The sequence below is a fragment of the Litoreibacter arenae DSM 19593 genome (assembly GCF_000442275.2).
GTDB classification, from domain to species: domain Bacteria; phylum Pseudomonadota; class Alphaproteobacteria; order Rhodobacterales; family Rhodobacteraceae; genus Litoreibacter; species Litoreibacter arenae.
The window spans coordinates 85,100-108,939 of sequence record NZ_KE557312.1; the positions used below are offsets into that span (position 1 = coordinate 85,100).

Below are 23,840 nucleotides of genomic sequence, written 5' to 3' on the forward strand. Positions count from 1 at the left end.
CATCGAAATACGATTGAAATATAGTTTAGCATTAAACTAGTTTGTTCTGGGAGGAACAGGATGGCCGAGGATCGCACGGAAGAAGACCGCCAGAAGAGCACCCGTCAGGCGGCTTTGGATTATCACCGTTTCCCGAAACCCGGCAAGCTGGAGATCCGCGCGACCAAGCCGCTGGCCAACGGACGCGATCTGTCCCGTGCCTATTCCCCCGGCGTAGCGGAAGCCTGTCTGGAGATCAAAGCCGAGCCGGACACCGCCCGCGACTACACCTCCCGCGGCAATCTTGTGGGCGTGGTGACCAACGGCACCGCTGTTCTGGGCCTTGGCAATATCGGCGCGCTGGCCTCCAAGCCGGTGATGGAGGGCAAGGCGGTCCTGTTCAAGAAATTCGCCAATATTGACTGTTTCGACATTGAACTGAACGAGAATGACCCGGAAAAACTGGCCGAAATTGTCTGTGCCCTTGGCCCGACTTTCGGCGCGATCAACCTTGAAGACATCAAGGCCCCCGATTGTTTTATCGTGGAGGAGATTTGCCGCGAACGGATGGACATTCCTGTATTCCACGACGACCAGCACGGCACCGCCATCGTTGTCGGGGCCGCTGCCACGAACGCGTTGCGCGTTGCCGAAAAGACGTTCGAGGACATCAAGATCGTCTCCACCGGTGGCGGCGCGGCGGGCATTGCATGTCTTAACATGCTGCTGAAATTGGGCGTGAAGCGCGAAAATGTCTGGCTTTGCGACATCGCGGGTCTGGTCTACGAGGGCCGCACCGAAGAAATGACCCCGCAGAAAGCCGCGTTCGCGCAGAAGTCCGACCTGCGCAGCCTTGATGACGTGATCGAAGGTGCGGACCTGTTCCTTGGGCTGTCAGGGCCCGGCGTCCTGACGCCTGACATGGTCGGTAAAATGGCCTCGCGCCCGATTATCTTCGCGCTGGCCAACCCGACGCCCGAAATCATGCCCGACGCGGCCCGCGAAGTTGCCCCCGATGCGATCATCGCCACGGGCCGCAGCGACTACCCCAATCAAGTGAACAACGTTCTGTGCTTCCCGTTCATCTTCCGCGGAGCGCTGGATGTGGGGGCCACCACGATCAATGACGAGATGAAAATCGGCTGCGTCGAAGGCATCGCCGCATTGGCCCGGGCCACCACCTCCGCCGAGGCGGCCGCCGCCTATCAGGGTGAGCAACTTACCTTCGGGCCGGACTACCTGATCCCCAAACCTTTCGATCCGCGCCTGATGGGCGTGGTCGCCACCGCGGTCGCCAAGGCGGCGATGGAAAGCGGTGTCGCCAAGCGGCCGCTGGAGGATCTGGAAAGCTACAAGGCGCATCTGGACGGCTCCGTGTTCAAATCCGCGATGATCATGCGCCCGGTCTTCGAGGCAGCCCGCACCGCGACCCGCAAAATCGTCTTCACCGAGGGCGAAAGCGAGCGCGTCCTGCGCGCCGCCAACGCGATGCTGGAGGACACCACGGACAAGCCGATTTTGATTGGTCGCCCCGACGTAATCGAACGCCGCGCCGAGCGGGCAGGTCTGTCGATCAAGCCGGGCCGCGATTTCGAGCTGGTCGACCCCAATGACGACCCCCGCTACCGTGATTACTGGCAAACCTATCACCACATCATGCAGCGCCGTGGTGTGACCCCTGATCTGGCCCGCGCGATCATGCGCACCAACACTACCGCCATCGGTGCGGTCATGGTTCATCGCGGCGAGGCCGACAGCCTGATCTGCGGCACGTTCGGTCAATTCCTGTGGCATCTGAACTACGTGTCGCAGGTATTGGGAAGCGAAGAGCTGCATCCCGTGGGCGCCCTGTCGTTGATGATCATGGAAGATGGCCCGCTTTTCGTGGCCGATACCCACGTGCATTCAGAACCCACGGCGGAGCAGATAGCAGAGACCGTTATCGCCGCCGCCCGCCATGTGCGCCGTTTTGGGTTGGCGCCGAAAATAGCGCTGTGTTCCAATTCGCAATTCGGCAATCTGGACAGCATCACGGGCCGGCGGGTGCGGGGGGCCTTGGACATTCTGGATGCGCAGCCGCGCGACTTTGCCTATGAGGGCGAAATGCACGCGGATGCCGCGCTCGACCCCGAATTGCGCGCGCGGCTATTGCCCAACAGCCGGTTTGACGGGGCCGCCAACGTGCTGGTTTTCGCTAATACCGATGCGGCATCCGGGGTGCGTAACATCCTGAAGATGAAGGCCGGCGGGCTTGAGGTCGGGCCGATCCTGATGGGGATGGGTAATAAAGCCCATATCGTGACGCCGTCCATCACGGCGCGCGGGCTGCTGAACATGTCGGCTATCGCAGGCACACCCGTGGCGCATTACGGGTAGGATGATCTAAATGTGCCTTCGGCCCACGATTGTTTTGTTTGGGGGCTCCGCCCCCAAGCCCCCGAGGTATTTTCGGAAAAAAGAAGTCTAGGAAAGCGTGACCAGCGCGTGGCGCTTTTTGCCAGCGGAGAGTTTGATCGGCTGGGCCAGTTGATCGGCGGTGAGGAACAGGCCCGCATCGGTCAGCGGCTCGTCGTTCAGCTTCGCGCCGTTTTCCGCGATCAGGCGTTTCGCCTCCTTGCCGGAGCCCGCAAGGCCCGAGCGCACGATCAGTTGCACGATGGAGATGCCGTCGCCGAGCTCCTCCGCGCTGAGTGCCAGTGTAGGCAGGTCTTCGCCGGTGCCGCCTTTCTCGAAAACTTCATGCGCCGTGGCTTGTGCCGTTCGCGCCGCATCTTCGCCATGCAGCAGCGCTGTGACCTCATTGGCGAGGATGATCTTGGCCTCGTTGATCTCCTGACCTTCCAGCGCGCCCAGACGATCGCATTCGTCCACGGGCAGCTCGGTGAAGATCTTCAGGAACTTGGCCGTGTCGGCATCCGTCGTGTTACGCCAGAATTGCCAGAACTCGTAGGGTGACAGCATGTCGCCGTTCAGCCAGATGGCGCCGCCTTGCGACTTTCCCATCTTGCGCCCGTCGGATGTGGTCAGAAGCGGCGTGGTCAGGCCGTAGATCTCGTGATCCAGTACCCGCCGCGTCAGGTCGATGCCGTTGACGATATTGCCCCATTGGTCGGAGCCGCCCATCTGCAACAGGCAGCCGTAGCGGCGGTTCAACTCAAGAAAATCATAGGCTTGCAGGATCATGTAGTTGAATTCGAGGAAGCTGAGGCTCTGCTCGCGGTCCAGCCGCGACTTGACGCTCTCGAAACTCAGCATCCGGTTGACCGAGAAATGCCGCCCGATATCGCGAAGGAATTCGAGGTAGTTCAGCCCGTCCAGCCATTCGGCATTGTTGAGCATAAGCGCATCGGTTTCGCCTTCGCCATAGGTCAGGTATTTGGCGAAAACCTGCTGCATTCCGTCGATATTGGCGGCGATGGCCGCCTCGTCCAGAAGCGGCCGCTCGTCGGCGCGGAAGCTGGGATCGCCGACCTTTGTGGTGCCGCCGCCCATCAGGGTAATCGGCTTGCCGCCGGTTTTCTGGAACCAGCGCAGCACCATGATGTTCATCAGGTGACCCACATGCAGCGACTTCGCCGTCGCATCATAGCCGATATAGGCGGGCACCACGCCTGCGACCAATGCATCGTCCAGCCCTTGATAGTCGGTGCAATCGGCTAGAAAGCCACGCTCGATCATCACGGTCAGAAATTCGGATTTGGCATGGTAGGTCATTGGGGTATCGTCCCTGCGAAACTGTGTTTCGCGCCTTATAGGCGCGAGGGCCGCGGAGGGGAACCCATTGAAGATCACAGGACCTGTTTGGGCGCTTGGCGCGATGTCGGGAACCTCGCTTGACGGGGTGGACGCAGCCCTGCTGCGCACCGATGGCCATACCATCACCGCGTTCGGTGAAAGCGCTTATCGCGCCTACACGGCGCAGGAGCGGGCCAGCATCGCAGCCGCACTCGGGCAGTGGCCGGACGGGCCACAGGTCGCCGCCGCCGCCGAAACGGTCGAGACCGTTCACGCGACGCTTCTCAGCCGCATGATGACCGCCGATCCGGACCAGACACCCACACTTGTTGGCTTTCACGGCCAGACCCTGGCGCATGACCCCGCCAACCATCGCACGCATCAGACCGGCGACGGGGCGCTGCTGGCCGAGTTTCTGCAATGCCCTGTGGTCTGCGATTTTCGCAGCGCGGATATGCAGTTGGGCGGGCAGGGCGCACCGCTGGCGCCGTTTTTTCATTTTGCCTGTGCGAAATACCTCTCTTTTTCGCAGCCCGTGGTTTTCCTGAACCTCGGCGGCGTGGGCAACGTCACCTATGTAGACCCTAGCCATGACAAGCCCGCTGCAAAAGGGGCTGTTCTTGCCTTCGATACGGGGCCGGCCAATGCCCCGATCAATGACCTGATGCAGACCCGCCGGAGCAAACCTTACGACCGCGACGGGGCGCTTGCCGCGAAAGGCAAAGCAGACGTGCAAATCGTGGAGAAATTCCTAACCCAAACCTACTTCCATAAAATGCCGCCTAAATCGCTGGATCGGGACACGTTTGCGCAGCTGTCGGACGCGGTCGCGAACCTCTCCGACGCGGATGCAGCCGCCACGTTGAGCGAGTGCTGCGCCGCCTCCGTCGCCCGCGCGATGGAACATATGCCCAAACCACCTGCGCGTATCCTCGTGTGCGGGGGCGGGCGACGTAACCGCCATATCATGGCGCGGCTTCGCGCGCTGACTGGGCTTGAGGTTGACGATATCGACGATCACGGCCTCGACGGCGACATGCTGGAGGCGCAGGCCTTCGCCTACCTCGCCGTGCGGGTTGCTCGGGGTTTGCCGACCAGTTGCCCCGGCACCACCGGCGTCGCGGCGAATGTCGGCGGCGGGACGGTCAGCCACCCCTAGGGATGTCGAACTCCGGCGGGGCCAGCTCGAACCCGTCAAAGGTGAACCCGGGCGAGACCGTGCAGCCCACCAATGCCCAGCCATTCGGGGCAGAGGTGGCTTGCCACTGGTCCTTTGCCACGATGATCTGCGGGGATTGTCCGGCGCTGAAATTGGGGCCAAGCAGGTGATCCGTCGCCGGTCCTGCCGCGTCATCAGCCAGTGACACGACAAGCGGGGAGCCTATGTAGAAATGCCATATCTCCGCCGCGTCGACGCGGTGCCAGTGTGACCGCTCGCCGTGTTTCAGCAGGAAATAGATGCAGGTTCCGGACGGCCGCCCGTCCCCCTCGGCCACCCATGTCTGGCGATACCAGCCGCCTTCGGGGTGTGGCTTCAGTTTCAGCCGGTCGATCAGGTCATCGGGGTCCATGACCACACCCTACTGCGCCGCTCGCGGAACCCGCAAGACGCCTTTGGAGTTTGCTATGTGAACAATCCAAGGACACACAACATGGCAAACTATACCGAAGGCGACAGCGTTGAATGGGATTGGGGCGACGGCGCTGCGCAAGGCACGGTGCAGAAAACCTACACCCGCAAAATCACCCGCACGCTGCAAGGCACCGAGGTGACGCGCGACGGCTCCGACGACGACCCGGCGGTCTACATTGAACAAGACGACGGCACCGGCGTGCTCAAGCTCGCGTCCGAGATCAGGAAGGCCTGACGCGGATGGGCGCAAATCTGCTCTATTACGGCGACGACAACCCCGGCATTTCCCGCATCCGTTGGGGCACGGGGTTCAGCTACCGCGCACCCGACGGCACCACGATCGACGACCCGACCGAGCGCACGCGGTTGGAAGCCATGGCCATCCCGCCCGCCTATGAAAACGTCTGGATGTCGCCTCACACCAACGGCCATTTGCAAGCGACGGGACTCGATGCCCGCGACCGCAAGCAGTACCGCTACCACGACCTTTGGGCAGAGCAGCAGGCCCGCGCCAAGTTCGACGCATTGCCGGAGTTTGGGGAGAGCCTGCCCCGCCTGCGTCGCCGTATCCGCCGCGATCTGAAGGAAGAGGAAGGCACCCGTCGCTTCGCCCTCGCCGCCGCTGCCGCGATGATCGACCGAATGGCGATCCGAGTCGGCAATCCCGAATACGCCCGCGACAATGGCAGCTACGGGGTGCTGACCCTGCGCCGCAAGCACCTGAAATTGAAGGACGGGAAGATCAGCCTCGACTACCGTGCCAAGGGCGGCAAGCGGGTGCGCCGGTCACTGTCGGACCGCACGCTGGCCCGCGTGCTGCATGCCGCCGCCGATTTGCCGGGAGCGACGCTGCTGACTTGGATCGAGGATGGCGAGACCTTTACCCTCGGCTCCGGCGCGCTCAACGACTACCTGCGCGAGGCCTCGGGCCATGACGGATCCACCGCCAAGACGTTCCGCACATGGGCCGGCACGGTGTCGGCCTTCGAGGTGGCGGAGCAGGGCGGCGCCACGATCAAGTCCATGTCCGAGGCCGCCGCCGAGCGGTTGAAGAATACGCCCGCTATCGCGCGAAGCAGCTATATCCATCCCGATGTGATCGCCTTGGCGGGAACCGATCCGAACCTGCCCGACGCCCCCGATATCCGCGAGCTTCGCGCCGCCGAGGCGCGGCTGCTGGCATTCCTAGGGCGCTGAAATGACGAACACGTCTTTGTCCTGCCCGCGCCCGTTATGCTTGAGAACAACAAAATCCAGATCGCCCCGCCCTTCAAGCGTCAGGTAAACGCGCCCGCCCCCTGACAGGATCTGGGCGTCGTTCAGGATCGAAAATCGCAAATCGTCATCGCCCGCCTTTAACGTGTAATAGCCGGTCCCGCGCCACTGCTCCGGCGTACCTTGCCCCGTGGGGCTGCCCATAATCGCACCGCGACGCCGGATGTACTCTTGCTGATCGAAATGGGTCAGGCTCACGCTGTATTTGCCATCTGCAAAGCGCCTCTGATCTTCCGCCGTGGGCGTCGCGGTGACGTAATACTGCGTATCCAGCCGCGCAAAATCCGCGCCTTTCCACTCGTGATATGCGGTATTCGTCACCACTTTCTTCCAAACGCCTTCATGCCTGAACACATGGGTGTCCAATTCGGCGGCATATTCGGCGCGGTCCTGACCGGCATCGCGCCACCGAAAACTGCGGTAGTGGGTGCTGGCGTCGATATAGGCTTTCAACTCGGCAGGCGGAATCGGCCCTTCGATGAGCTCATGGGGCACGGGGCCGCTGACATCGGTTGCGCTCACCTCGTAATACGCGTCCAGATCGACGAAATAGCCGTTCATCGGGAAGGCACGTGCGTTTTGTTTGATGGTCCCGAATACGCTGCCCGTCCTGTCGACGAGCACGGTATTCGTCATACCGCCACCGGCAAAGAGAATGAAATAGGTCACTTGCAGATCGGGCAGGTAGTAGTGCTCGAAATAGTCGCCGTAATCGCTCAGGTCGACGACCTTGATCGACCCTGTGCTGGCAAGCTGCGAGATATCGGGGAACTGTGCGGCGTCGAACCCCTCCGGCGCAGGCGTTTTGCGCGGGGCAGGCCCAAAGCTCGGCGCACCCGACATCAGCCAGGAGCCATAAGCCAGAACGATCACCGCGACCGTCACGATGACGCCTAGGATGATGGCAAATGTTTTCATGTCGGCCCTCGGGGCGGTCTGCGCGCGGACAGTGCCGCGCGCACCACCAATCCTAGCCTTTCAGGATCGAGCGACCGGCATATTGCGCCGTCTCGCCCAGCATTTCGTCGATGCGGATCAACTGGTTGTATTTCGCCAGACGGTCCGACCGCGACAGAGAGCCTGTCTTGATCTGCCCGCAGTTGGTTGCCACCGCCAGATCCGCAATCGTCGCGTCCTCGGTCTCGCCGGAGCGGTGCGACATCACATTCGTGAACCCGGCACGATGCGCCATTTCCACAGCTTTGAGCGTCTCGGTCAGCGTGCCGATCTGGTTCACCTTCACCAGCATCGAGTTGGCGGACCCCTTTTCGATCCCTTCGGCCAGACGCGCGGGGTTGGTCACGAACAGATCGTCGCCGACCAGTTGCACCTTGTCGCCCAGAACGGTGGTCAGGGAGGCCCAGCCGTCCCAGTCATCCTCGCTCATGCCGTCCTCGATCGAGATGATCGGGTAGTCATCCACCAGTGCCGCCAGATAGGACACGTTCTCGTCGGAGGTCAGGACCTTGCCTTCGCCCTTCATGTCGTATTTGCCATCGCGGTAGTATTCCGTCGCGGCGCAGTCCAGCGCCAGATAGATATCCTCGCCCGGCTTGTAGCCCGCCTTTTCGACGGCCTTCAGGATGAAATCCAACGCCTCGCGCGATGACGAAATCGCAGGCGCGAAGCCGCCTTCGTCACCGATGCCCGTCGAGTATCCGCCCGCCGACAGTTCTTTCTTCAGCGTGTGGAACACCTCGGATCCCATGCGCACCGCTTCGCGGATGTTCTCCGCCGAGACCGGCATGATCATGAACTCCTGAATGTCGATCGGGTTGTCCGCATGTTCGCCGCCATTGATGATGTTCATCATCGGCACAGGCAGCACGCGGGCCGACGTCCCGCCGATATAGCGAAACAGCGGCTGCGAGGTGAAATCCGCCGCGGCCTTCGCCACAGCCATGGAGACACCCAAAATCGCATTCGCCCCAAGACGGCCCTTGTTGTCGGTGCCGTCCAGCTCGATCATCATTTCGTCGACGCCGACCTGATCCAGCGCGTCTTCGCCCAGCAGGTTTTCCGCCAGTTCGCCATTCACCGCCGCCACCGCGTCCAGCACGCCCTTGCCCATGTAGCGCGCCTTGTCACCGTCACGTTTCTCCACGGCCTCGTAGGCACCGGTCGACGCCCCCGAAGGCACCGCCGCCCGGCCCATGGTGCCGTCTTCCAGCATGACGTCCACCTCCACCGTCGGGTTGCCCCGGCTGTCGAGGATTTCGCGGGCGTGAATGTCGATGATTGTGCTCATAGCAGGGGAGTCCTTAAGGTCAGGTTGCCGTTGGGACAGGGTATAGGCCTGCGGCCGCCTTGGGGCAAGAAGTGAGCGCTGCGCTATTCCCGTGTCAAAAGCGTACAAATCTTACAAAACTGCGTATATCGCGTGCTTGACGTACGTTATCGGCGGCGAATGTCAGCCTTCCTTGACCCCGTATAGCTCCAGCCGATGACCTTTCAGCTTGTACCCGAGCCGCTTCGCGATCCGCTTCTGTAGCTCTTCGATTTCAGGGTCCACAAACTCGATCACTTCGCCGGTTTGCATGTCGATCAGGTGGTCGTGATGGTCCCGCTCCGCATCCTCATACCGCGCGCGCCCGTCGCCAAACTCCAGCCGTTCCAGCAATCCGGCTTCCTCGAACAGCTTCACAGTGCGGTAGACCGTTGCAATTGAAATCCCCGCATCCAGCGCAGACGCCCTAGCGTGCAGTTCTTCCACGTCGGGGTGGTCGTCGGCGTCCTCCAACACCTTGGCGATCACGCGGCGTTGCCCCGTCATGCGCAGCCCTCGCTCCGCAGAGCGGCTGATGATAGATTTTCCCATGCGGCGCATTCTCCTCGTCGTTCCAAGGTATTTTAGGCACGCCTCGGCAAAGCCTCCACCCCAAATAGCGACCAAGCCTTGACTTATGCCGCCGCAAGGCGCATCTGCCCTTCAAGCCTGCGCACTTATGGTGCCGCGTGAGCTTTGCGTTCGACGCAAGGCACTGCACCGCCGCAGCACACACGTTCCCGATATTCACGCGAATGGGTCCGGTGGAGGAAACGCCTCCACGACCATTTTAACGCGACCTCAACGCCGTTTCAGGTGTGGGGCCCACATGTCACGAGAGGACATGACTTGAACAAATTTGAATCTTTGGGGATCTCCCCGAAAATTGCCGAGAAACTTACAGAAAACGGCATTACAGACCCGACCCCCATCCAAGAAGAAGCGATCCCGATCATCCTGACCGGCCGCGACGTCATGGGTCTGGCGCAGACCGGCACCGGAAAAACCGCAGCGTTCGGGCTGCCGATGATCCACAACCTGATCAAAATTGGCACCAAGCCTGCACCGCGCACCGTGCGCGGTCTGATCCTTGCGCCGACCCGCGAGTTGGCAAAACAGATTTGCGACAACCTGAAAATGTTTCAGGGTGGAGGCCACCTGAAGATCAACATGGTGGTCGGCGGTGTGTCGATTAACCCGCAAAAGAAGGCGCTTGAGCGCGGCACAGATATTCTGGTCGCGACGCCAGGTCGCCTGATTGATCTGCTGCAGCAAAAGGCCGTGGTGCTGGGGGATGCGAAGTATCTCGTGCTCGACGAGGCTGACCAAATGCTCGACATGGGCTTCATCCATGCCCTGCGCCAGATTGCACCGCTGCTTCCCAAAGAGCGCCAGACGCTGTGTTTCTCGGCCACCATGCCGAAGCTGATGGAAGAACTGGCCGCGACCTATCTCGACCACCCGCGCCGCGTGCAAGTCGCCGCGCCGGGCAAGACTGCTGACAAGATAACCCAGTCGGTTCACTACATCGCCAAAGCCGCGAAGAACGACCTGCTGATCGAGTTGATGGATAAGCACCGTGACGACCTCGCATTGGTCTTCTGCCGCACCAAGCATGGCGCCGAAAAGCTGATGAAGCTGCTTGATAGCAAGGGCTTCGCCGCAGGCTCCATTCACGGCAACAAGTCGCAAAACCATCGTGATCGCTCGCTTGCGCAGTTCAAGTCCGGTCAGCTGCGCGTCTTGGTGGCCACCGACGTGGCGGCTCGGGGCATCGATATTCCGGGCGTGGGGTTCGTCTATAACTACGATCTGCCCAACGTGCCTGAAAGCTATGTCCACCGTATCGGCCGGACAGCCCGTGCGGGTCGCGAAGGGGAGGCGATAGCTTTCTGCGCGCCCGACGAGATGGGCGAGTTGAAGGACATCGAGAAGATGTTGAAGATCACCATTCCGGTAGCGGGGGGGCGGCGTTGGTCACCGTCCGAAGAAGAAAAGAAGCCGGCACGCGGTGGCGGCGGCAATCGTGGTGGTGGCCGTCCGAACGGCGGTGGCCGTCGTGGTCAAGGCAAACCGAAAGCGGCAGGGGGCGAGGCCCCATCGGGTGGTGCACCGAAGCGCAAGCGCAACCGGCGTCGTCGGGGTCAAGGCCCGGCATCTGCCGCAGCTTAAGGACACGATTAGCGTCAAAAAAGGTCCCTCGGTTGAGGGGCCTTTTGCTTTAGAATGGGATTTCGTCGTCAATGTCGCTTGACGGGCGGGACTGCCCGCCACCGCTGGAGCCACCGCCATATCCACCACCAGACTGGCCGCCGTCATAGCCACCGCCCATTGGGTCATTGCCGTAGTTGCCACCGCCACCACCGCTGCCGCTTGGGCCGTCAAGCATAGTCAGGTTGCCGCCATAGCCCTGCAACACCACTTCCGTGGAATAGCGGTCGGCGCCGGACTGGTCTTGCCATTTGCGGGTCTGCAACTGGCCTTCGATGTACACCTTGGAGCCTTTTTTCAAGTATTGCTCGGCAACACGGACCAGCCCTTCCTGAAAAATCGCGACCGAGTGCCATTCGGTCTTCTCGCGGCGCTCGCCGGTGTTTTTGTCCTTCCAGGTCTCGGACGTGGCGATGCGCAGGTTGCACACCTTGCCCCCGTTCTGGAACGTGCGCACTTCGGGGTCACGCCCGAGATTGCCGATGAGAATGACTTTGTTGACTGAACCGGCCATGTGCGTGGTCTCCCGAATCTTGCTTTGGTGCTCTTTTATGTTCGGTATTTGGTTAATGGCAGACTTACAACCTTGCAGTGGCGCGGGCGCAAATCGGCGCAGGGGGTAGCGAAACCTTTCAAACTGGCTATATTGCCCGCAGTTCGAGACAAAGAGTGGGACAGTGTTCATGCGTAAGCTATTGGTAGCATTGATGGCATTTGCGTTTATCCAGCCATCATTTTCGCAACCGGTCGCCGCAGAAGGGTTGGTCTCTTCCGGATCGACCAGCAACCGTGCCAAGATTTTCAGCTCGCAAGCCCGACTACTCGACGGACGCTTGTCGTCGCAATACAAAGCCTCCACCAAGCTCCAGCCGGGCAGCAAACGCGCGTCTTTTGGTGTTTCAACAGCGATTCCGCGTTACTCCGGCTCGTATAAGGGCGTCTATCTTGAGGATGCGAAATCAGCAGCCCGCAAGCATGGCATCCCGACCGATCTGTTCCTGCGCCTTGTGCAACAGGAAAGCGGCTGGAAACCTCACGCGGTCTCTCACAAGGGGGCGATCGGACTGGCGCAGTTGATGCCTGGCACCGCCAGCAAGTTGCGGGTGAACCCGCGCGATCCGCGACAGAACCTTGAAGGCGGCGCAAGGTATCTCAAGCAGATGTACCGCAAGTTCGGCTCGTGGCGGCTGGCGCTGGCGGCGTATAATGCAGGCCCCGGCGCGGTCGAGAAGCATGGTGGCGTGCCGCCTTATCGCGAGACCCGCAACTATGTCCGCGTAATTCTGGGAAGCTGAGACAGATCAGGCAAGCGCGTCCTGTAAGACGTTGCGCACCGTGTCTGGATCGACCTCGGAGGTCACGAAGGCTTCGCCTATGCCGCGGGCCATGATGTAGTTCAATGTCCCTTGCTGGACCTTCTTGTCCTGCCCCATCAACGCCATGAGGCCGTCCGCATCGGGCAGATCGCCGTCGATGTCGCGCAGGTCGGTTTTCATGCCCATGGCTTTCAGGTGCGCACGAACGCGGCTGGGGTCCTCTTGCGAGCACAGCCCGAGGCGGGACGACACTTCGAACGCCAGTGCGCAGCCGATAGCGACGCCTTCACCGTGGAGAAGCCGGTCGGAATATCCCGTCGCTGCCTCCAAAGCATGACCGAAAGTATGTCCGAGGTTGAGCAACGCACGGTCGCCTTGCTCGGTCTCGTCGCGGGCGACGATGTCGGCCTTCATCTGGCAAGACCAGCGCACAGCCTCGATCCGTTTGGCGACGTCGCCTTCGTCCAGATCAGGGGCGTTGACCTCCAGCCAGTCGAAGAAGGAGGCGTCGCCCAGCAGGCCGTATTTGACGACCTCGCCGTAGCCGGCAAGGAAGTCGCGCTTGGTCAGGGTGCCCAGCACGGCCACATCCGCCAGCACCAGCGAGGGTTGATGGAACGCGCCGATCAAGTTCTTGCCATGGGGCGAATTAATCGCCGTCTTGCCGCCGACAGAGCTGTCAACCTGCGCCAGAAGCGAGGTCGGGATTTGCACAAATCGAACACCGCGCCGCAGGATCGCGGCGGCAAAGCCCACCAAATCTCCAATTACGCCACCTCCGAAAGCCACGACGATATCGCCTCGCTCGATCTTCTTGGCCAGCAGCCATTCGACCGTTTCGCTGAGGTAACGCCAGCATTTTGTGGCCTCGCCTGCGGGCAGGGTCAGGTGGTCCATTTCTACTCCCGCAGCCGCCAAGCCGTCACGCAAGGTGTCGAGGTGGAGTTCGGCAACGGTTTCGTCGGTCACGACGGCCACGCGCGGTCGGCTGAGCAGCGGGGAGATGCGTGCGCCTGCCGCGCCAAGAAGCCCGTGCCCGATTTCGATATCGTAGCTGCGGTCGCCCAAGGCAACTTGGACGGTTTCATGCGGGTAGGTCATGGTGTCTTCTCTTTAAGTAGCTGGGCGTCGTGCAGGGTGGCGATGACCTTATCGGCCATATCGTCGATGGAATACTCCGGTCGCGCCTCGACGCTGAGTTGCGCTTTGGCGTAGATCGGGGTTCGGGCGTTATAAATTTCGGTCAGGGTTGCACGGGGGTTGTCAGTACGCAAAAGGGGACGCGTGGTCTTGTGGCGCACTCGCGACCACAGCAGCGGCAGGTCGGCTTTCAGCAAAAGCGATACCGCCTTGTCATGGATCATCGCGCGGTTGGTCTCACTCAGGAACGCGCCGCCGCCGGTCGACAGGACGGCGGGTTCTCCGTCCAGCAAACGGGCGATCACTTCAGTTTCTCGAGCGCGAAAAAATTCCTCTCCGTCGCGTTCGAAAATTTCGGCGATGGAGCGATCGGCCGCTCGCACCAGCTCTTCGTCGCTGTCGAGAAACCCCACCCCAAGTTTGCGCGCCACCGCCCCGCCAATCGCGGTTTTTCCGGCCCCCATCATGCCGACAAGGACCAAGGGGCGGGTCAGGGTCATTGCTTTGGGTGGCATTCTCTCGCTCAATTTACTAATTTCTCGCTTGAATGGCGTGAACTTGCCGGGAAAGCCATATATGAATCACCTACAGGCGCAAAGGGCGACATCATGATCGCTCCGGACATAAAGGCAGATGCAGAGTGATACGGCTTTTAAAAGCTTTGGTTTTCCTCATCGTTGTGGGAATCGTGGCCATCATCGGCTATGCCTATCTTGGCGACCTGACACCAAACCGGGTCGAGGTGAATCAACCGGTTACTTTGGATGCGAACTAGAGACTTAGCCTTAACCATTGCCATCCTGAGTTCTGTTGCGTTGTCTCCGGCCTACGCGGACGAGCCGCTTTCCGCCATCGGCTGGCTTTCGGATGTCGTGGAAACCCCGAAAATTGTAGCACCCCCGACTTTGCCACAGGCGAAGTCGGTGGATGACGTCGCGCGGTCCGCCACCCCGGCATCCGTGGTCACCAGCACGTTAGGTTCGCCGAGCCGCGACGCTGTGGGACTGGTTCCCAGTTCGGTAAATGGTATTCCGGCGCAGTTCTGGGGAACGACGAGTTCGCTGACACTCGCTTCGGCGATGGGCGATTTGCGCCCCGACCTGCCGCCGCCACTCGCGGAGTTGATGCGGCGTTTGCTGCTGGCCGAACTGGCCCCGCCTATCGACAGCAACGAGGAAGACGTTTTGTTCCGCGCGCGGGTGGACGAGTTGTTGGCTTTGGGGGCGCTGGAGCAGGCCAAAGCCTTGCTCGATCGTGCCGACCCGGGCACCGCCCCTTTGTTTCAGCGCTGGTTCGACGTCAGCCTTTTGACCGGTGAAGAAGACTTGGCCTGCGCGCGTATGCTCCGCCAGCCCGACCTGTCGCCGACTTATCCCGCGCGTATCTTTTGCATGGCAAGGGCCGGGGACTGGGATGGCGCGGCTTTGACGCTGAACAGCGCCGAGGCACTGAACGTCATGACGCCTGCCGAGGACGCCTTGATGGCGCGCTTCCTCGATCCCGAATTGTTCGAGGGGGAGGCTCCGTTGCCGGTGCCCACCCGTGTCACGCCGCTGGGCTTCCGTATGCACGAGGCGATTGGCGAGCCGCTGTCGATCTCCACCCTGCCCAATGCGTTTGCCTTCGCGGCCCTGTCCGAGAACGGCGGCTGGAAGCCGCGCATCACCGCTGCGGAGCGTTTGGCCCGCACAGGTGCCATCGCATCGTCGCGGTTGCTGGCGATCTATACCGAGCGTCAGCCCGCCGCGTCCGGCGGTGTCTGGGACCGCGCCCGCGCCGTTCAGGACTTCGAGACGGCTCTGAAAGCAGGCAACATTGACAAGGTGTCGTCTACTTTACCCGAGGCCGTCCGCGCGATGCGCCGCGCAGGGCTGGAGCCGGCGCTTGCCAATATGTTTGGCGAGGCGTTGTTGGATTTGGCACTGCCGGAGTCCGTGCGTGAAGACGCCTCGCGGCTGGCGCTTTTGTCGCCCGCCTACGAGGCCGCCGCAAATTCCGATGTGATCGCCGCGGATACACCCGTGCTGTGGCGCTCGGTGGCGCGGGGGGACGTGGCGGCGATTTCGGAGGTGGCGGCGACGGGCAACCTTGATGCGCTGGAAAGCGCTGTTGCCGCTGCCTTCACGACGCCCGGCCCGGCAGAAGACCTTGCCCCGCTGATCGAAAGCGGCAGTCTGGGCCTGGCAACGCTCAAAGCAGTGAAGCTGATGGAGGACGGCGCGGGCGCCGACCCCTTGGCACTGGAGAACGGCCTGCGCAGCTTGCGCTACCTCGGTTTTGCGGACATTGCGCGGCGCATGGCGTTATACACGCTGATCACGCGGCCCCGGAGTTGAGCCTGCCCGCCGATATGGCCCGCTGGGTCGAGACGTTTCTGGACGCGCAGGCTGCTGAACTCGACGCCTCGGAAAACACGTTGCTGGCTTATGGGCGCGATCTGATCGACTTCGCTGGCTGGCTGACTGATCGCGGGCGCAGCTTTGACTCCGCTGCGCGGTCTGATGTGGAGGACTATCTGATCCATTGCGACGAGCAGGGGCTGGCGGCATCGACCCGCGCGCGCCGTTTGTCGGCCATCAAGCAACTGTATCGGTTCGCCTATGAGGAAGGATGGCGCGAGGATAACCCGGCCATCCAGATCAAGGGGCCGGGGCGCAAGAAGTCGCTGCCGCAAACCCTAAGCGTCGAGGAAGTCGACCGCCTGCTGGGAGCTGCGCAGACATCGGCCCGCAGTCAGGAAGATCGCCTGCGCAACACCTGCCTGATGGAACTGCTCTACGCCACCGGCATGCGTGTCACCGAACTGGTGACCCTGCCGGTTGCCGCCGCGCGAGGTGATCCGCGCATGCTGCTGGTGCGCGGCAAGGGGGGGAAGGAACGCATGGTGCCGCTGGCGGCGTCGGCGCGGGATGCGGTTGCGGTTTGGATCGAGACCCGCGACGAGATGGACGCGAAGGCTCAGGCCAAGGGCAAGCCCGCGTCGAAATACCTGTTCCCGTCGCATGGCAGAACCGGGCATCTGACGCGGCACCGATTCTACGTGTTGATCAAGGAGCTTGCGGTTGCAGGCGGCGTGGACCCGTCCAAAGTGACGCCCCACACGCTTCGCCATGCCTTTGCGACGCATCTTCTGGCCAACGGCGCTGACTTGCGGGCGATCCAGACGTTGCTGGGCCATGCCGACATTTCGACCACCGAAATTTACACCCACGTTCTTGACGAACGCTTGAAGGAACTGGTGCTGGAGCATCATCCGCTGACGAAGGGCTGAGATGTTACCTCGCGGGGCCATGGACAGGTTGCAGCGATCGGTCACATAGCGGTTTCCCTTGAAGGTACGTGCGCGTGGCCCCATAACTCTCACTCAGTTTTATTTGACAGGACCAACCCCCCGAATGGACGACGCATCAACGATTTTTGACACTGCTTTCTGGATGACGTCAGGCGGCATTGTGGTGCTGCTGTTGCTGTCAGCGTTCTTCTCCGGCTCCGAGACCGCGCTGACCGCCGCCTCGCGCGGCAAGCTGCGCAGTCAGGCCGACAAAGGCTCCCCCGGCGCGGTGCGGGCGCTGAAAATCACCGAGGATAACGAGCGGCTCATCGGCTCTGTTCTGCTGGGAAATAACCTTGTGAACATCTTGGCCGCATCGCTGGCCACCGCTCTATTCACCAAGATTTTCGGCGAAAGCGGTGTGGCGTGGGCCACTTTGGTCATGACGCTGCTGGTGCTTATTTTCGCTGAGGTTCTGCCGAAAACCTACGCCATCACCAACTCAGAAACCGCGGCGGCGATGGTGTCCGGGCCGATTGCCATCGTGGTGCTGGTCTTTGCGCCGGTGGTCACCGCCGTGCGCGCGCTGGTGCGGGGTATGCTGAAGCTGTTCGGCGTGGAGACCGATCCTGACAGTCACATCCTGTCGGTCAACGAGGAAATCGCCGGAGCCTTGGCTCTGGGGCATGAGGAAGGGGTCGTGCACAAAGAGCAGCGTGACCGCCTGCTGGGCGCGCTGGATCTGAGCGAGCGGGACGTGGAGGAGATCATGCTCCACCGCTCGGAGATCGAGATGATCAACGCCGACGACGCACCGGAGGCCATCATCAGCCAGTGCCTGCGTAGCCCGCATACCCGCTTGCCCGTGTATCGCGACGAACCGGAAAATATCGTAGGCGTAATGCACGCCAAGGACCTGCTGCGGGCCGTTGACAAGACCCTGCGTGGCAAGGACCGTGCGTCGCGCGACTTGAGTGGCTTTGACATCATGGATGTGGTGCGTCGCCCCTATTTCGTGCCGGAAACCACGGCGCTCGATGACCAGATGCGGCAGTTCTTGCGGCTGCATACCCACTTCGCCTTGGTGGTGGATGAATACGGCGCGTTGCAGGGGTTGATCACGCTGGAAGACATTCTGGAAGAGATCGTGGGTGAGATCACCGACGAGTTTGACGTCGCCGAAATCCACGCGTTGAAGCCCGAAAGCGACGGCAGCTACGCCGTGGACGGGGCGATGACCATCCGGGACCTTAATCGCATGGCCGACTGGTCGCTGCCTGATGATGAGGCCAACACTGTCGCCGGTCTGGTGATCCATGAGGCCCAGTCTATTCCGACCGTGGGGCAGGTGTTCTCGTTCCATGGTTTCCGTTTCGAGGTGGTGGAGCGCCATCAGAACCGCCTGACCAAACTGAAAGTGAGACCGCTATGAGCCCGCGTAATATCATCATCGACACCGATCCGGGGCAGGACGACGCGGTGGCGATCCTGCTGGCGCTGGCCTCGCCGGAGGAACTGGAGGTGTTGGGCGTGACGGCGGTAGCAGGCAACGTGCCGCTGGCGCTGACGGAAAAAAACGCGCGGATCGTGTGCGAATTGGCCGGGCGGCCAGATGTGAAGGTCTTTGCAGGCTGCGATGCGCCTATGAACCGCAAGCTGGTGACGGCAGAGCATGTGCATGGCAAGACCGGCCTAGACGGGCCGGTGATGCCGGAGCCGACGATGCCCTTGCAACAGGGCCACGCGGTCGATTTCATTATCGAAACCCTGCGGGCAGAGCCTGCGGGGACGGTGACGCTCTGCCCGCTGGGGCCGCTGACCAACATCGCGACCGCGTTCGAGCGCGCACCCGATATCGTCGAGCGGGTGCAGGAAATCGTGCTGATGGGCGGGGCCTATTTCGAGGTCGGCAATATCACCCCCGCGGCGGAGTTCAACATCTACGTGGACCCCGAAGCGGCGAAGATCGTCTTTGCCTCCGGCGTGCCGATTGTGGTTATGCCGCTGGATGTGACGCACAAGGCGCTGACCAATCGCGTGCGGGTCGAAGCGTTTCGCGATCTTGGCAGCGAGGCCGGGCGCATGGTGGCGGAGTGGACCGACTTTTTCGAGCGGTTCGACAAGGAAAAATACGGCTCCGAAGGGGCACCTTTGCATGACCCTTGCGTGATTGCCTACCTTCTGAAGCCGGAGTTGTTTTCGGGGCGACATGTGAATGTCGAGGTCGAGACCGGCTCGGAGCTGACCCTTGGTATGACTGTCGCGGACTGGTGGGGCGTGACGGACCGTGCGCCCAACGCGACGTTTATGGATGATGTGGATGCGGACGGGTTCTTTGCGCTGCTGACCCAGAGGATTGGACGGCTTTGAACCCGACCCTCCGGGGGAGGTATTTTCGGAAAAAAGAAGTCGGGGCGTTTGAGAGTGGCGCGGCGGGTTAACCTTAATGGAAGGTAAAGAGATGGGATCGCCAGAGTTCGACAACTCCTATGCGCGGCTGCCGGAGCGGTTTTATACGAAGATGAACCCCACTCCGGTGGCGGCGCCCGCGTTGATCGCATTGAACGACGCATTGGCGGGGGACATGGGCTTGGATGCCGCGTGGCTGCGTAGCTCAGACGGGCTGGCGATGCTGGCGGGCAACAGGATGCCAGACGGGGCCGAGCCGTTGGCGCAGGCCTATGCGGGCCATCAGTTCGGCGGCTGGTCGCCTCAGCTTGGTGACGGGCGGGCCAATGTGCTGGGCGAGGTCGTGGGACCGGACGGAGCGCGGTGGGACATCCAGTTGAAAGGCTCCGGCCCGACGCCGTATTCGCGGATGGGCGATGGGCGCGCGGGCTTGGGGCCGGTGATGCGCGAATACATTTTTAGCGAGGCGATGCATGCGCTCAGTGTCCCGACGACGCGGGCGCTCGCGGCGGTATTGACCGGCGAGAAAGTCGCGCGGGAGGTAATGCAGCCCGGGGCGATCCTGACGCGGGTGGCGGGGTCGCATATCAGGGTCGGCACGTTTCAGTACTTTGCAGCGCGACAGGACCGCGAGGCGCTGGCGTTGCTGCTGGATCACGCGATAGGGCGGCACTACCCGCATTTGGAGCAGGGCGACGGGTTGGGTTTCTTGCAAGCCGTGACCGGGGCGCAAGCCAGCTTGGTGGCGGAGTGGATGGGGCTTGGTTTCATCCACGGCGTGATGAACACCGACAACACCCATGTGGGCGGGTTGACGATTGACTACGGCCCTTGCGCGTTCATGGACGCGTATCATCCGGCGACGGTGTTTTCCTCCATCGACCAAGGCGGGCGCTATGTCTATCAGGGCCAGCCTGAGGTGCTGGTGTGGAACCTGGCGCAACTGGCCTCATGTTTGTTGCCATTCATCGACGCGGATCACGACAAGGCCGTGACGGCGGCGCGGGAGGCCTTGGGAGCGTTCGGGGATCACTACACGAAATCCTGGAAACGGGTGTTCTTTGCCAAGATCGGTCGTGCCATGGGTGGCGACGATCAGGTGGTCCTGGTGCAGGATTTGCTGACGCGGATGGCGGATAATCAGGCTGATTTCACCCGCACCTTCCGCGCGATGGCGCGTGGTGAAGGTGCGCGGGACGAGTTTGTCGATCCGACAAGTTTTGACGCTTGGGAGGCCGAATGGGGCGGCGGGGACGAGAGCATCATGCGGGCGGCGAACCCTGCGGTGATCCCCCGCAACCACCGCGTGGAGGAGGCCATTCAAGCCGGAATGCAGGGCGACTACGCGCCGTTTCACCGGCTGAATGAGGCTTTGGTGCGGCCCTATGATGACCGCGAGGAGTTTGCAGACCTCGAAGCCGCGCCGACCGAGCAGCAATTGGTGCGTCAGACGTTTTGCGGCACCTGAGCCCGCGGAGACCGGTTGATCAAAACGATACCGACGGCCACCAGCGTCAGCGCACCGAGGATCGAGGCGCCGACATGCTCATCGAGCAAGAGCCACCCCAGCAGCACGGACAATACCGGCGAGAGGAACGAGAAGCTGGCCACGCCCGAGGCGGGGTAAAGCGACATCAGCCACAGCCAGAAGATGAAACCGAAAGTCACCACCACGACGATCTGGAACGCAAGTCCCACGTAGTGAATGGGCTGCGGATCGCGGATCAGCGGGCCAAACAGCGGCGCTACTGCAAGTAGAACGACACCGGAGATCAGCACCTGATAGAACAGTTGCACCTCGGGACGCACCGTCTTGAGCGGAGTCGCCTTGACCAGCAGCCCTGTGGCCGCCCATCCTATTGCGGCACCCAGAGCGCAAAGATCACCCAGCAGCGAGGCCTCGCCGCCGTCGCCGCGGTCGATGATGGCCCATGCCACGCCAATGAAGGCGAGCGAGAGACCGAGCGATTTGCGCGGCGTTAGTCGGTCTCCGGGAATAAAAATATGTGCGCCAAGCGCCATCCACAGTGGCATGGAATAGAAGATCACGGATGCGCGCGACACCGTGGTCAGGTCGAGCGCGATGAACAGCATGATAAACTCGGCTGAGAAGACCAGACCGATGATCAACGCCGAGGGGATGACGTTGCGCGGCAAGATTAGCCGCAAGCGGCGCCACTTCATCCACAGCAAGATGCACACCACCGCACCGGCGGACCGTGCGCCTGCGAAGAACACCGGCTGGAACGCCTCGTTGGTGACCTTGATGACCACTTGATTGAATGCCAACAGCAGGGCCAGTCCTACGAGCGATACCGCTCCGAACGCGTCGATGTGATCCTTGGTCGGCATAGTGGCCTCGGGTTTGCTGCGGTCGTTTGGGCTTGGCCTGTTGCTTCGCCCATGTCAATTGCCGCTGGCCTGAGCGTTGGAATAGGATAGGTTGCCGCAAACGTGCTCCGCCTAGAGGGTGCGAGACCGGACAGTGACGGAGCCTCCCATGGACCTATTGCAAATCGCGTCGCTTTTGCTGGTGCTGGCGGCGGTGTTCGGGACCGTGAATTATCTGGTGCTCAAGCTGCCCTCCGCAATTGGTATTCTTATTGTGGCCTTGTTCGCGTCGCTCGGCGTTATGGGGTTGGACCTGTTGGTTCCGCAGCTGGGGATGGCCGATCAGGTGCGCTCCACGGTGCAATCCATAGATTTCTCCGAGACGCTGCTGGAGGGTATGCTGGGCCTGCTTCTGTTCGCCGGTGCGCTGCATGTGAAGATTGCCGACCTGCGCGGCGAATGGCGCGTGGTGGCGTTGATGGCGACGCTGGGCGTCGGGCTGTCCACGGTGATTGCGGGGTTCGGCTTCTCGTGGTTGACGGGGATGCCGATCATGATTGCGCTGGTATTCGGCGCCTTGATTTCGCCCACTGATCCTGTGGCCGTTCTGGGCGTGCTGCGCGAGGCGAATCTGAAGAAAAGCATGGAGACGCAGATTGCCGGTGAAAGCCTTTTCAACGATGGCGTGGGCTATGTGGTGTTTCTGGTTCTGGCGGGGTTGGCGTTTCCGGCGCTTGACGCCCATGGCGAGGCGCATGGTGGCGGAGGTCTGGCCGCCGCTGCACAGCTGTTCTTGCAGGAAGCGTTGGGTGGCGCGGTGCTTGGGGTCGTTCTTGGCTGGCTGACGTTTCGCGTCATGCGTTTGATCGACGACTATTCGCTAGAGGTGCTTATCACCCTTGCGCTCGCTGTCGGTGGCTATGCGCTGGCGGTGCATTTGCATCTGTCCGGCCCGGTGATGGCGGTTTGTGCAGGCCTGCTTATTGGCGATGTGGGCGCGAAATACGGCATGTCGGAGACAACCCGCCGCTATGTAGACGGGTTCTGGAAACTGATCGACGAGATCCTGAATGCCGTGCTGTTCCTGCTGATCGGGGTCGAGGTTTTTGCAGTAGCCTTCTCGATGGACGGGTTGATCGTCGGTCTGTGTGCTATCGTGCTGTCGTTGTTCGCGCGGCTGATCGCCGTCTCCATCCCCGTCTTGTTGCTGCGCCCGTTTCGCGGCTTCGAGAAAGGGGTCATTCCGATCATGACCTGGGGTGGATTGAAAGGCGGCATCTCGGTCGCTTTGGCACTGTCCTTGCCCGAAGGCGAATGGAAGCCGGTGATCCTGTCCGCGACCTATATGGTAGTGATTTTTTCGATCATTGTTCAGGGCCTGACTGTGGCGCCACTGGCGACCCGTCTGGGGCGCGAGCCGGAACTGGTCTGACTTTCCCCCTAGACGTATCGGGTCGGCGTCCCCATTCTCTATAGGGAAAGGCCCCCGTCGCGGTGGTCTGCTGTCTGACAGGGAGAATACACATATGTCGCTGATGAACATGCTCACGAAGGTTGCCGTCGGTTTTGCCGTGGCCAAAGGGTTTCAGAAGGTCCAGCAGGCGGGCGGGATCGGTAAGGTCATGGACGGTCTGAAAAGCAAGGCAGGCAGTTCCGGCGGCTTGGGCGATATGCTGAGCGGAATGGCTGGTGGTGCCGGTGGTTCCGGCGGGCAGGGCGGCGGAATTGACGGGCTGCCCCATGGGCGCTCTGCCGCGCGCGATGGTGGCATCGGCGGATTGCTCGGCGGGCTGGCTGGTGCGCGCGGCGGCTCTGGTCAATCGCTCGAAGAGCTGTTGAGCCAGGATAGTCCCGCAGAGCCACCCGCGACCGAGGACAGCGCCGGTTTGATGATCCGTGCGATGATCATGGCCGCGCGTTGCGATGGCCAGATTGACCCTACGGAGAAAGAGGCCCTGATGGCCACTATCGGCGAGGATGCGACCGAGGCCGACATGGCTTTCGTGCGCGAAGCCATGCAGGAACCGGTGGATGCCGCCGCTTTGGCCCGTGACACTCCGGATGGAATGGAAACGCAAGTTTACTCGATGTCCGTGATGGCAATCGAGCCGGACCACCCTGCCGAAGCAAAATACCTGCACGAATTGGCCACCGCGCTGGGCATCGGTCAGGCCACTGCCAACGAGATCCACGACAGCTTCGGCGTGCAGCGACTTTACAGCTGATAGCGCAAACTGTGGCATAGTGTGTCTTGCGTCCTCCTTGATCTGGCGG

At 61.7% G+C, this 23,840-nt stretch carries 23 protein-coding genes; 14 read left to right on the top strand and 9 right to left on the bottom strand.

Annotation, left to right across the window (positions count from 1 at the left end; genetic code table 11):
- The first annotated feature begins 60 nt into the window (after nt 1–60).
- Nucleotides 61–2,355, top strand: a complete 2,295-nt coding sequence (locus THALAR_RS10570; RefSeq protein ID WP_021101544.1) for an NADP-dependent malic enzyme — start codon at nt 61–63, stop codon at nt 2,353–2,355.
- Between the two features lie 87 nt (nt 2,356–2,442).
- Here THALAR_RS10570 and tyrS read toward each other — a convergent pair whose 3' ends face one another.
- Nucleotides 2,443–3,693, bottom strand: coding sequence for a tyrosine--tRNA ligase (tyrS, locus tag THALAR_RS10575; RefSeq protein WP_021101545.1), 1,251 nt, complete (start codon nt 3,691–3,693; stop codon nt 2,443–2,445).
- A 103-nt stretch (nt 3,694–3,796) separates the two neighbouring features.
- On the opposite strand from tyrS, the gene THALAR_RS10580 reads away from it, so the two are divergent.
- A complete protein-coding gene (locus THALAR_RS10580; RefSeq protein WP_051153727.1) occupies nt 3,797–4,873 on the top strand; it encodes an anhydro-N-acetylmuramic acid kinase in 1,077 nt (358 codons plus the stop codon).
- Here the strand turns inward: THALAR_RS10580 and THALAR_RS10585 are convergent.
- Nucleotides 4,860–5,285 carry a cupin domain-containing protein gene (locus THALAR_RS10585; protein ID WP_021101547.1) on the bottom strand — a complete coding sequence of 142 codons (426 nt, stop codon included), beginning with the start codon at nt 5,283–5,285 and terminating at the stop codon, nt 4,860–4,862. The genes THALAR_RS10580 and THALAR_RS10585 overlap by 14 nt on opposite strands.
- 81 nt (nt 5,286–5,366) lie before the next feature.
- On the opposite strand from THALAR_RS10585, the gene THALAR_RS10590 reads away from it, so the two are divergent.
- Both THALAR_RS10590 and THALAR_RS10595 read left to right on the top strand, forming a co-directional pair.
- Nucleotides 5,367–5,582 (top strand): hypervirulence associated TUDOR domain-containing protein, encoded by a 216-nt coding sequence (locus THALAR_RS10590; protein WP_021101548.1) that lies wholly within the window; start codon nt 5,367–5,369, stop codon nt 5,580–5,582.
- A gap of 5 nt (nt 5,583–5,587) precedes the next feature.
- Nucleotides 5,588–6,544, top strand: a complete 957-nt coding sequence (locus THALAR_RS10595) for a DNA topoisomerase IB (protein ID WP_021101549.1) — start codon at nt 5,588–5,590, stop codon at nt 6,542–6,544.
- Here THALAR_RS10595 and THALAR_RS10600 read toward each other — a convergent pair.
- From THALAR_RS10600 to THALAR_RS10610, 3 genes are all read right to left on the bottom strand, one after another.
- Nucleotides 6,533–7,540 (bottom strand): hypothetical protein, encoded by a 1,008-nt coding sequence (locus THALAR_RS10600; RefSeq protein ID WP_021101550.1) that lies wholly within the window; start codon nt 7,538–7,540, stop codon nt 6,533–6,535. The genes THALAR_RS10595 and THALAR_RS10600 overlap by 12 nt on opposite strands.
- Nucleotides 7,541–7,592: 52 nt before the next feature.
- Complete coding sequence (eno, locus tag THALAR_RS10605) at nt 7,593–8,870, bottom strand: phosphopyruvate hydratase (protein WP_021101551.1); 1,278 nt, start codon at nt 8,868–8,870, stop codon at nt 7,593–7,595.
- 162 nt (nt 8,871–9,032) lie between these two features.
- Nucleotides 9,033–9,440: a Fur family transcriptional regulator gene (locus THALAR_RS10610; RefSeq protein WP_040818502.1), complete on the bottom strand. Its 408-nt coding sequence runs from the start codon at nt 9,438–9,440 to the stop codon at nt 9,033–9,035.
- A 297-nt stretch (nt 9,441–9,737) separates the two neighbouring features.
- Here THALAR_RS10610 and THALAR_RS10615 point away from each other — a divergent pair, with 297 nt between their 5' ends.
- Nucleotides 9,738–11,060 (top strand): DEAD/DEAH box helicase, encoded by a 1,323-nt coding sequence (locus tag THALAR_RS10615; protein WP_021101553.1) that lies wholly within the window; start codon nt 9,738–9,740, stop codon nt 11,058–11,060.
- Nucleotides 11,061–11,109: 49 nt separating this feature from the next.
- Here the strand turns inward: THALAR_RS10615 and ssb are convergent, their stop codons facing one another.
- The gene (gene ssb, locus THALAR_RS10620) at nt 11,110–11,613 is read right to left on the bottom strand and encodes a single-stranded DNA-binding protein (RefSeq protein ID WP_021101554.1); all 504 of its coding nucleotides are present in this window, start codon (nt 11,611–11,613) and stop codon (nt 11,110–11,112) included.
- Nucleotides 11,614–11,782: 169 nt separating this feature from the next.
- Here ssb and THALAR_RS10625 point away from each other — a divergent pair, with 169 nt between their 5' ends.
- A complete protein-coding gene (locus tag THALAR_RS10625) occupies nt 11,783–12,394 on the top strand; it encodes a lytic transglycosylase domain-containing protein (protein ID WP_040818504.1) in 612 nt (203 codons plus the stop codon).
- Between the two features lie 6 nt (nt 12,395–12,400).
- Here the strand turns inward: THALAR_RS10625 and aroB are convergent, their stop codons facing one another.
- Nucleotides 12,401–13,516, bottom strand: a complete 1,116-nt coding sequence (aroB, locus tag THALAR_RS10630; protein WP_021101556.1) for a 3-dehydroquinate synthase — start codon at nt 13,514–13,516, stop codon at nt 12,401–12,403.
- Nucleotides 13,513–14,070 carry a shikimate kinase gene (locus tag THALAR_RS10635; protein WP_040818387.1) on the bottom strand — a complete coding sequence of 186 codons (558 nt, stop codon included), beginning with the start codon at nt 14,068–14,070 and terminating at the stop codon, nt 13,513–13,515. The genes aroB and THALAR_RS10635 overlap by 4 nt, the downstream gene beginning before the upstream one ends.
- 125 nt (nt 14,071–14,195) lie before the next feature.
- On the opposite strand from THALAR_RS10635, the gene THALAR_RS18955 reads away from it, so the two are divergent.
- From THALAR_RS18955 to THALAR_RS10660, 6 genes are all read left to right on the top strand, one after another.
- Nucleotides 14,196–14,330, top strand: a complete 135-nt coding sequence (locus tag THALAR_RS18955; RefSeq protein WP_021101558.1) for a hypothetical protein — start codon at nt 14,196–14,198, stop codon at nt 14,328–14,330.
- A gap of 40 nt (nt 14,331–14,370) precedes the next feature.
- Complete coding sequence (locus THALAR_RS10640; RefSeq protein WP_021101559.1) at nt 14,371–15,891, top strand: hypothetical protein; 1,521 nt, start codon at nt 14,371–14,373, stop codon at nt 15,889–15,891.
- 14 nt (nt 15,892–15,905) lie between these two features.
- The gene (locus THALAR_RS10645; RefSeq protein WP_051153738.1) at nt 15,906–16,826 is read left to right on the top strand and encodes a site-specific tyrosine recombinase XerD; all 921 of its coding nucleotides are present in this window, start codon (nt 15,906–15,908) and stop codon (nt 16,824–16,826) included.
- A gap of 124 nt (nt 16,827–16,950) precedes the next feature.
- Entirely contained in the window at nt 16,951–18,258 is a 1,308-nt protein-coding gene (locus tag THALAR_RS10650; RefSeq protein WP_021101561.1) for an HlyC/CorC family transporter, read from the top strand.
- Nucleotides 18,255–19,196, top strand: a complete 942-nt coding sequence (locus tag THALAR_RS10655) for a nucleoside hydrolase (protein ID WP_021101562.1) — start codon at nt 18,255–18,257, stop codon at nt 19,194–19,196. Before THALAR_RS10650 ends, THALAR_RS10655 begins: the two co-directional genes overlap by 4 nt.
- Nucleotides 19,197–19,272: 76 nt before the next feature.
- Nucleotides 19,273–20,703 carry a protein adenylyltransferase SelO gene (locus THALAR_RS10660; protein ID WP_021101563.1) on the top strand — a complete coding sequence of 477 codons (1,431 nt, stop codon included), beginning with the start codon at nt 19,273–19,275 and terminating at the stop codon, nt 20,701–20,703.
- Here the strand turns inward: THALAR_RS10660 and THALAR_RS10665 are convergent.
- Complete coding sequence (locus THALAR_RS10665; protein WP_021101564.1) at nt 20,682–21,587, bottom strand: DMT family transporter; 906 nt, start codon at nt 21,585–21,587, stop codon at nt 20,682–20,684. The genes THALAR_RS10660 and THALAR_RS10665 overlap by 22 nt on opposite strands.
- Nucleotides 21,588–21,735: 148 nt before the next feature.
- Here THALAR_RS10665 and THALAR_RS10670 point away from each other — a divergent pair, with 148 nt between their 5' ends.
- Nucleotides 21,736–22,998, top strand: a complete 1,263-nt coding sequence (locus THALAR_RS10670) for a cation:proton antiporter (RefSeq protein WP_021101565.1) — start codon at nt 21,736–21,738, stop codon at nt 22,996–22,998.
- Between the two features lie 94 nt (nt 22,999–23,092).
- A complete protein-coding gene (locus tag THALAR_RS10675) occupies nt 23,093–23,791 on the top strand; it encodes a DUF533 domain-containing protein (RefSeq protein WP_021101566.1) in 699 nt (232 codons plus the stop codon).
- Nucleotides 23,792–23,840: the final 49 nt, after the last annotated feature.

Bases quoted from the DNA above. Each gene is read 5' to 3' on its own strand.
- THALAR_RS10625 (WP_040818504.1), top strand. From the start codon at position 11,783: ATGCGTAAGCTATTGGTAGCATTGATGGCATTTGCGTTTATCCAGCCA.
- THALAR_RS10675 (WP_021101566.1), top strand. From the start codon at position 23,093: ATGTCGCTGATGAACATGCTCACGAAGGTTGCCGTCGGTTTTGCCGTG.
- aroB (WP_021101556.1), bottom strand. From the start codon at position 13,516: ATGACCTACCCGCATGAAACCGTCCAAGTTGCCTTGGGCGACCGCAGC.
- THALAR_RS10595 (WP_021101549.1), top strand. From the start codon at position 5,588: ATGGGCGCAAATCTGCTCTATTACGGCGACGACAACCCCGGCATTTCC.
- THALAR_RS10600 (WP_021101550.1), bottom strand. From the start codon at position 7,540: ATGAAAACATTTGCCATCATCCTAGGCGTCATCGTGACGGTCGCGGTG.
- THALAR_RS10650 (WP_021101561.1), top strand. From the start codon at position 16,951: ATGGACGACGCATCAACGATTTTTGACACTGCTTTCTGGATGACGTCA.
- eno (WP_021101551.1), bottom strand. From the start codon at position 8,870: ATGAGCACAATCATCGACATTCACGCCCGCGAAATCCTCGACAGCCGG.
- THALAR_RS10610 (WP_040818502.1), bottom strand. From the start codon at position 9,440: ATGGGAAAATCTATCATCAGCCGCTCTGCGGAGCGAGGGCTGCGCATG.
- THALAR_RS10635 (WP_040818387.1), bottom strand. From the start codon at position 14,070: ATGCCACCCAAAGCAATGACCCTGACCCGCCCCTTGGTCCTTGTCGGC.
- THALAR_RS10590 (WP_021101548.1), top strand. From the start codon at position 5,367: ATGGCAAACTATACCGAAGGCGACAGCGTTGAATGGGATTGGGGCGAC.
- THALAR_RS10585 (WP_021101547.1), bottom strand. From the start codon at position 5,285: ATGGACCCCGATGACCTGATCGACCGGCTGAAACTGAAGCCACACCCC.
- THALAR_RS10645 (WP_051153738.1), top strand. From the start codon at position 15,906: ATGGCCCGCTGGGTCGAGACGTTTCTGGACGCGCAGGCTGCTGAACTC.
- THALAR_RS10580 (WP_051153727.1), top strand. From the start codon at position 3,797: ATGTCGGGAACCTCGCTTGACGGGGTGGACGCAGCCCTGCTGCGCACC.
- THALAR_RS10670 (WP_021101565.1), top strand. From the start codon at position 21,736: ATGGACCTATTGCAAATCGCGTCGCTTTTGCTGGTGCTGGCGGCGGTG.
- THALAR_RS10665 (WP_021101564.1), bottom strand. From the start codon at position 21,587: ATGCCGACCAAGGATCACATCGACGCGTTCGGAGCGGTATCGCTCGTA.
- THALAR_RS10660 (WP_021101563.1), top strand. From the start codon at position 19,273: ATGGAAGGTAAAGAGATGGGATCGCCAGAGTTCGACAACTCCTATGCG.
- THALAR_RS10655 (WP_021101562.1), top strand. From the start codon at position 18,255: ATGAGCCCGCGTAATATCATCATCGACACCGATCCGGGGCAGGACGAC.
- tyrS (WP_021101545.1), bottom strand. From the start codon at position 3,693: ATGACCTACCATGCCAAATCCGAATTTCTGACCGTGATGATCGAGCGT.
- ssb (WP_021101554.1), bottom strand. From the start codon at position 11,613: ATGGCCGGTTCAGTCAACAAAGTCATTCTCATCGGCAATCTCGGGCGT.
- THALAR_RS10570 (WP_021101544.1), top strand. From the start codon at position 61: ATGGCCGAGGATCGCACGGAAGAAGACCGCCAGAAGAGCACCCGTCAG.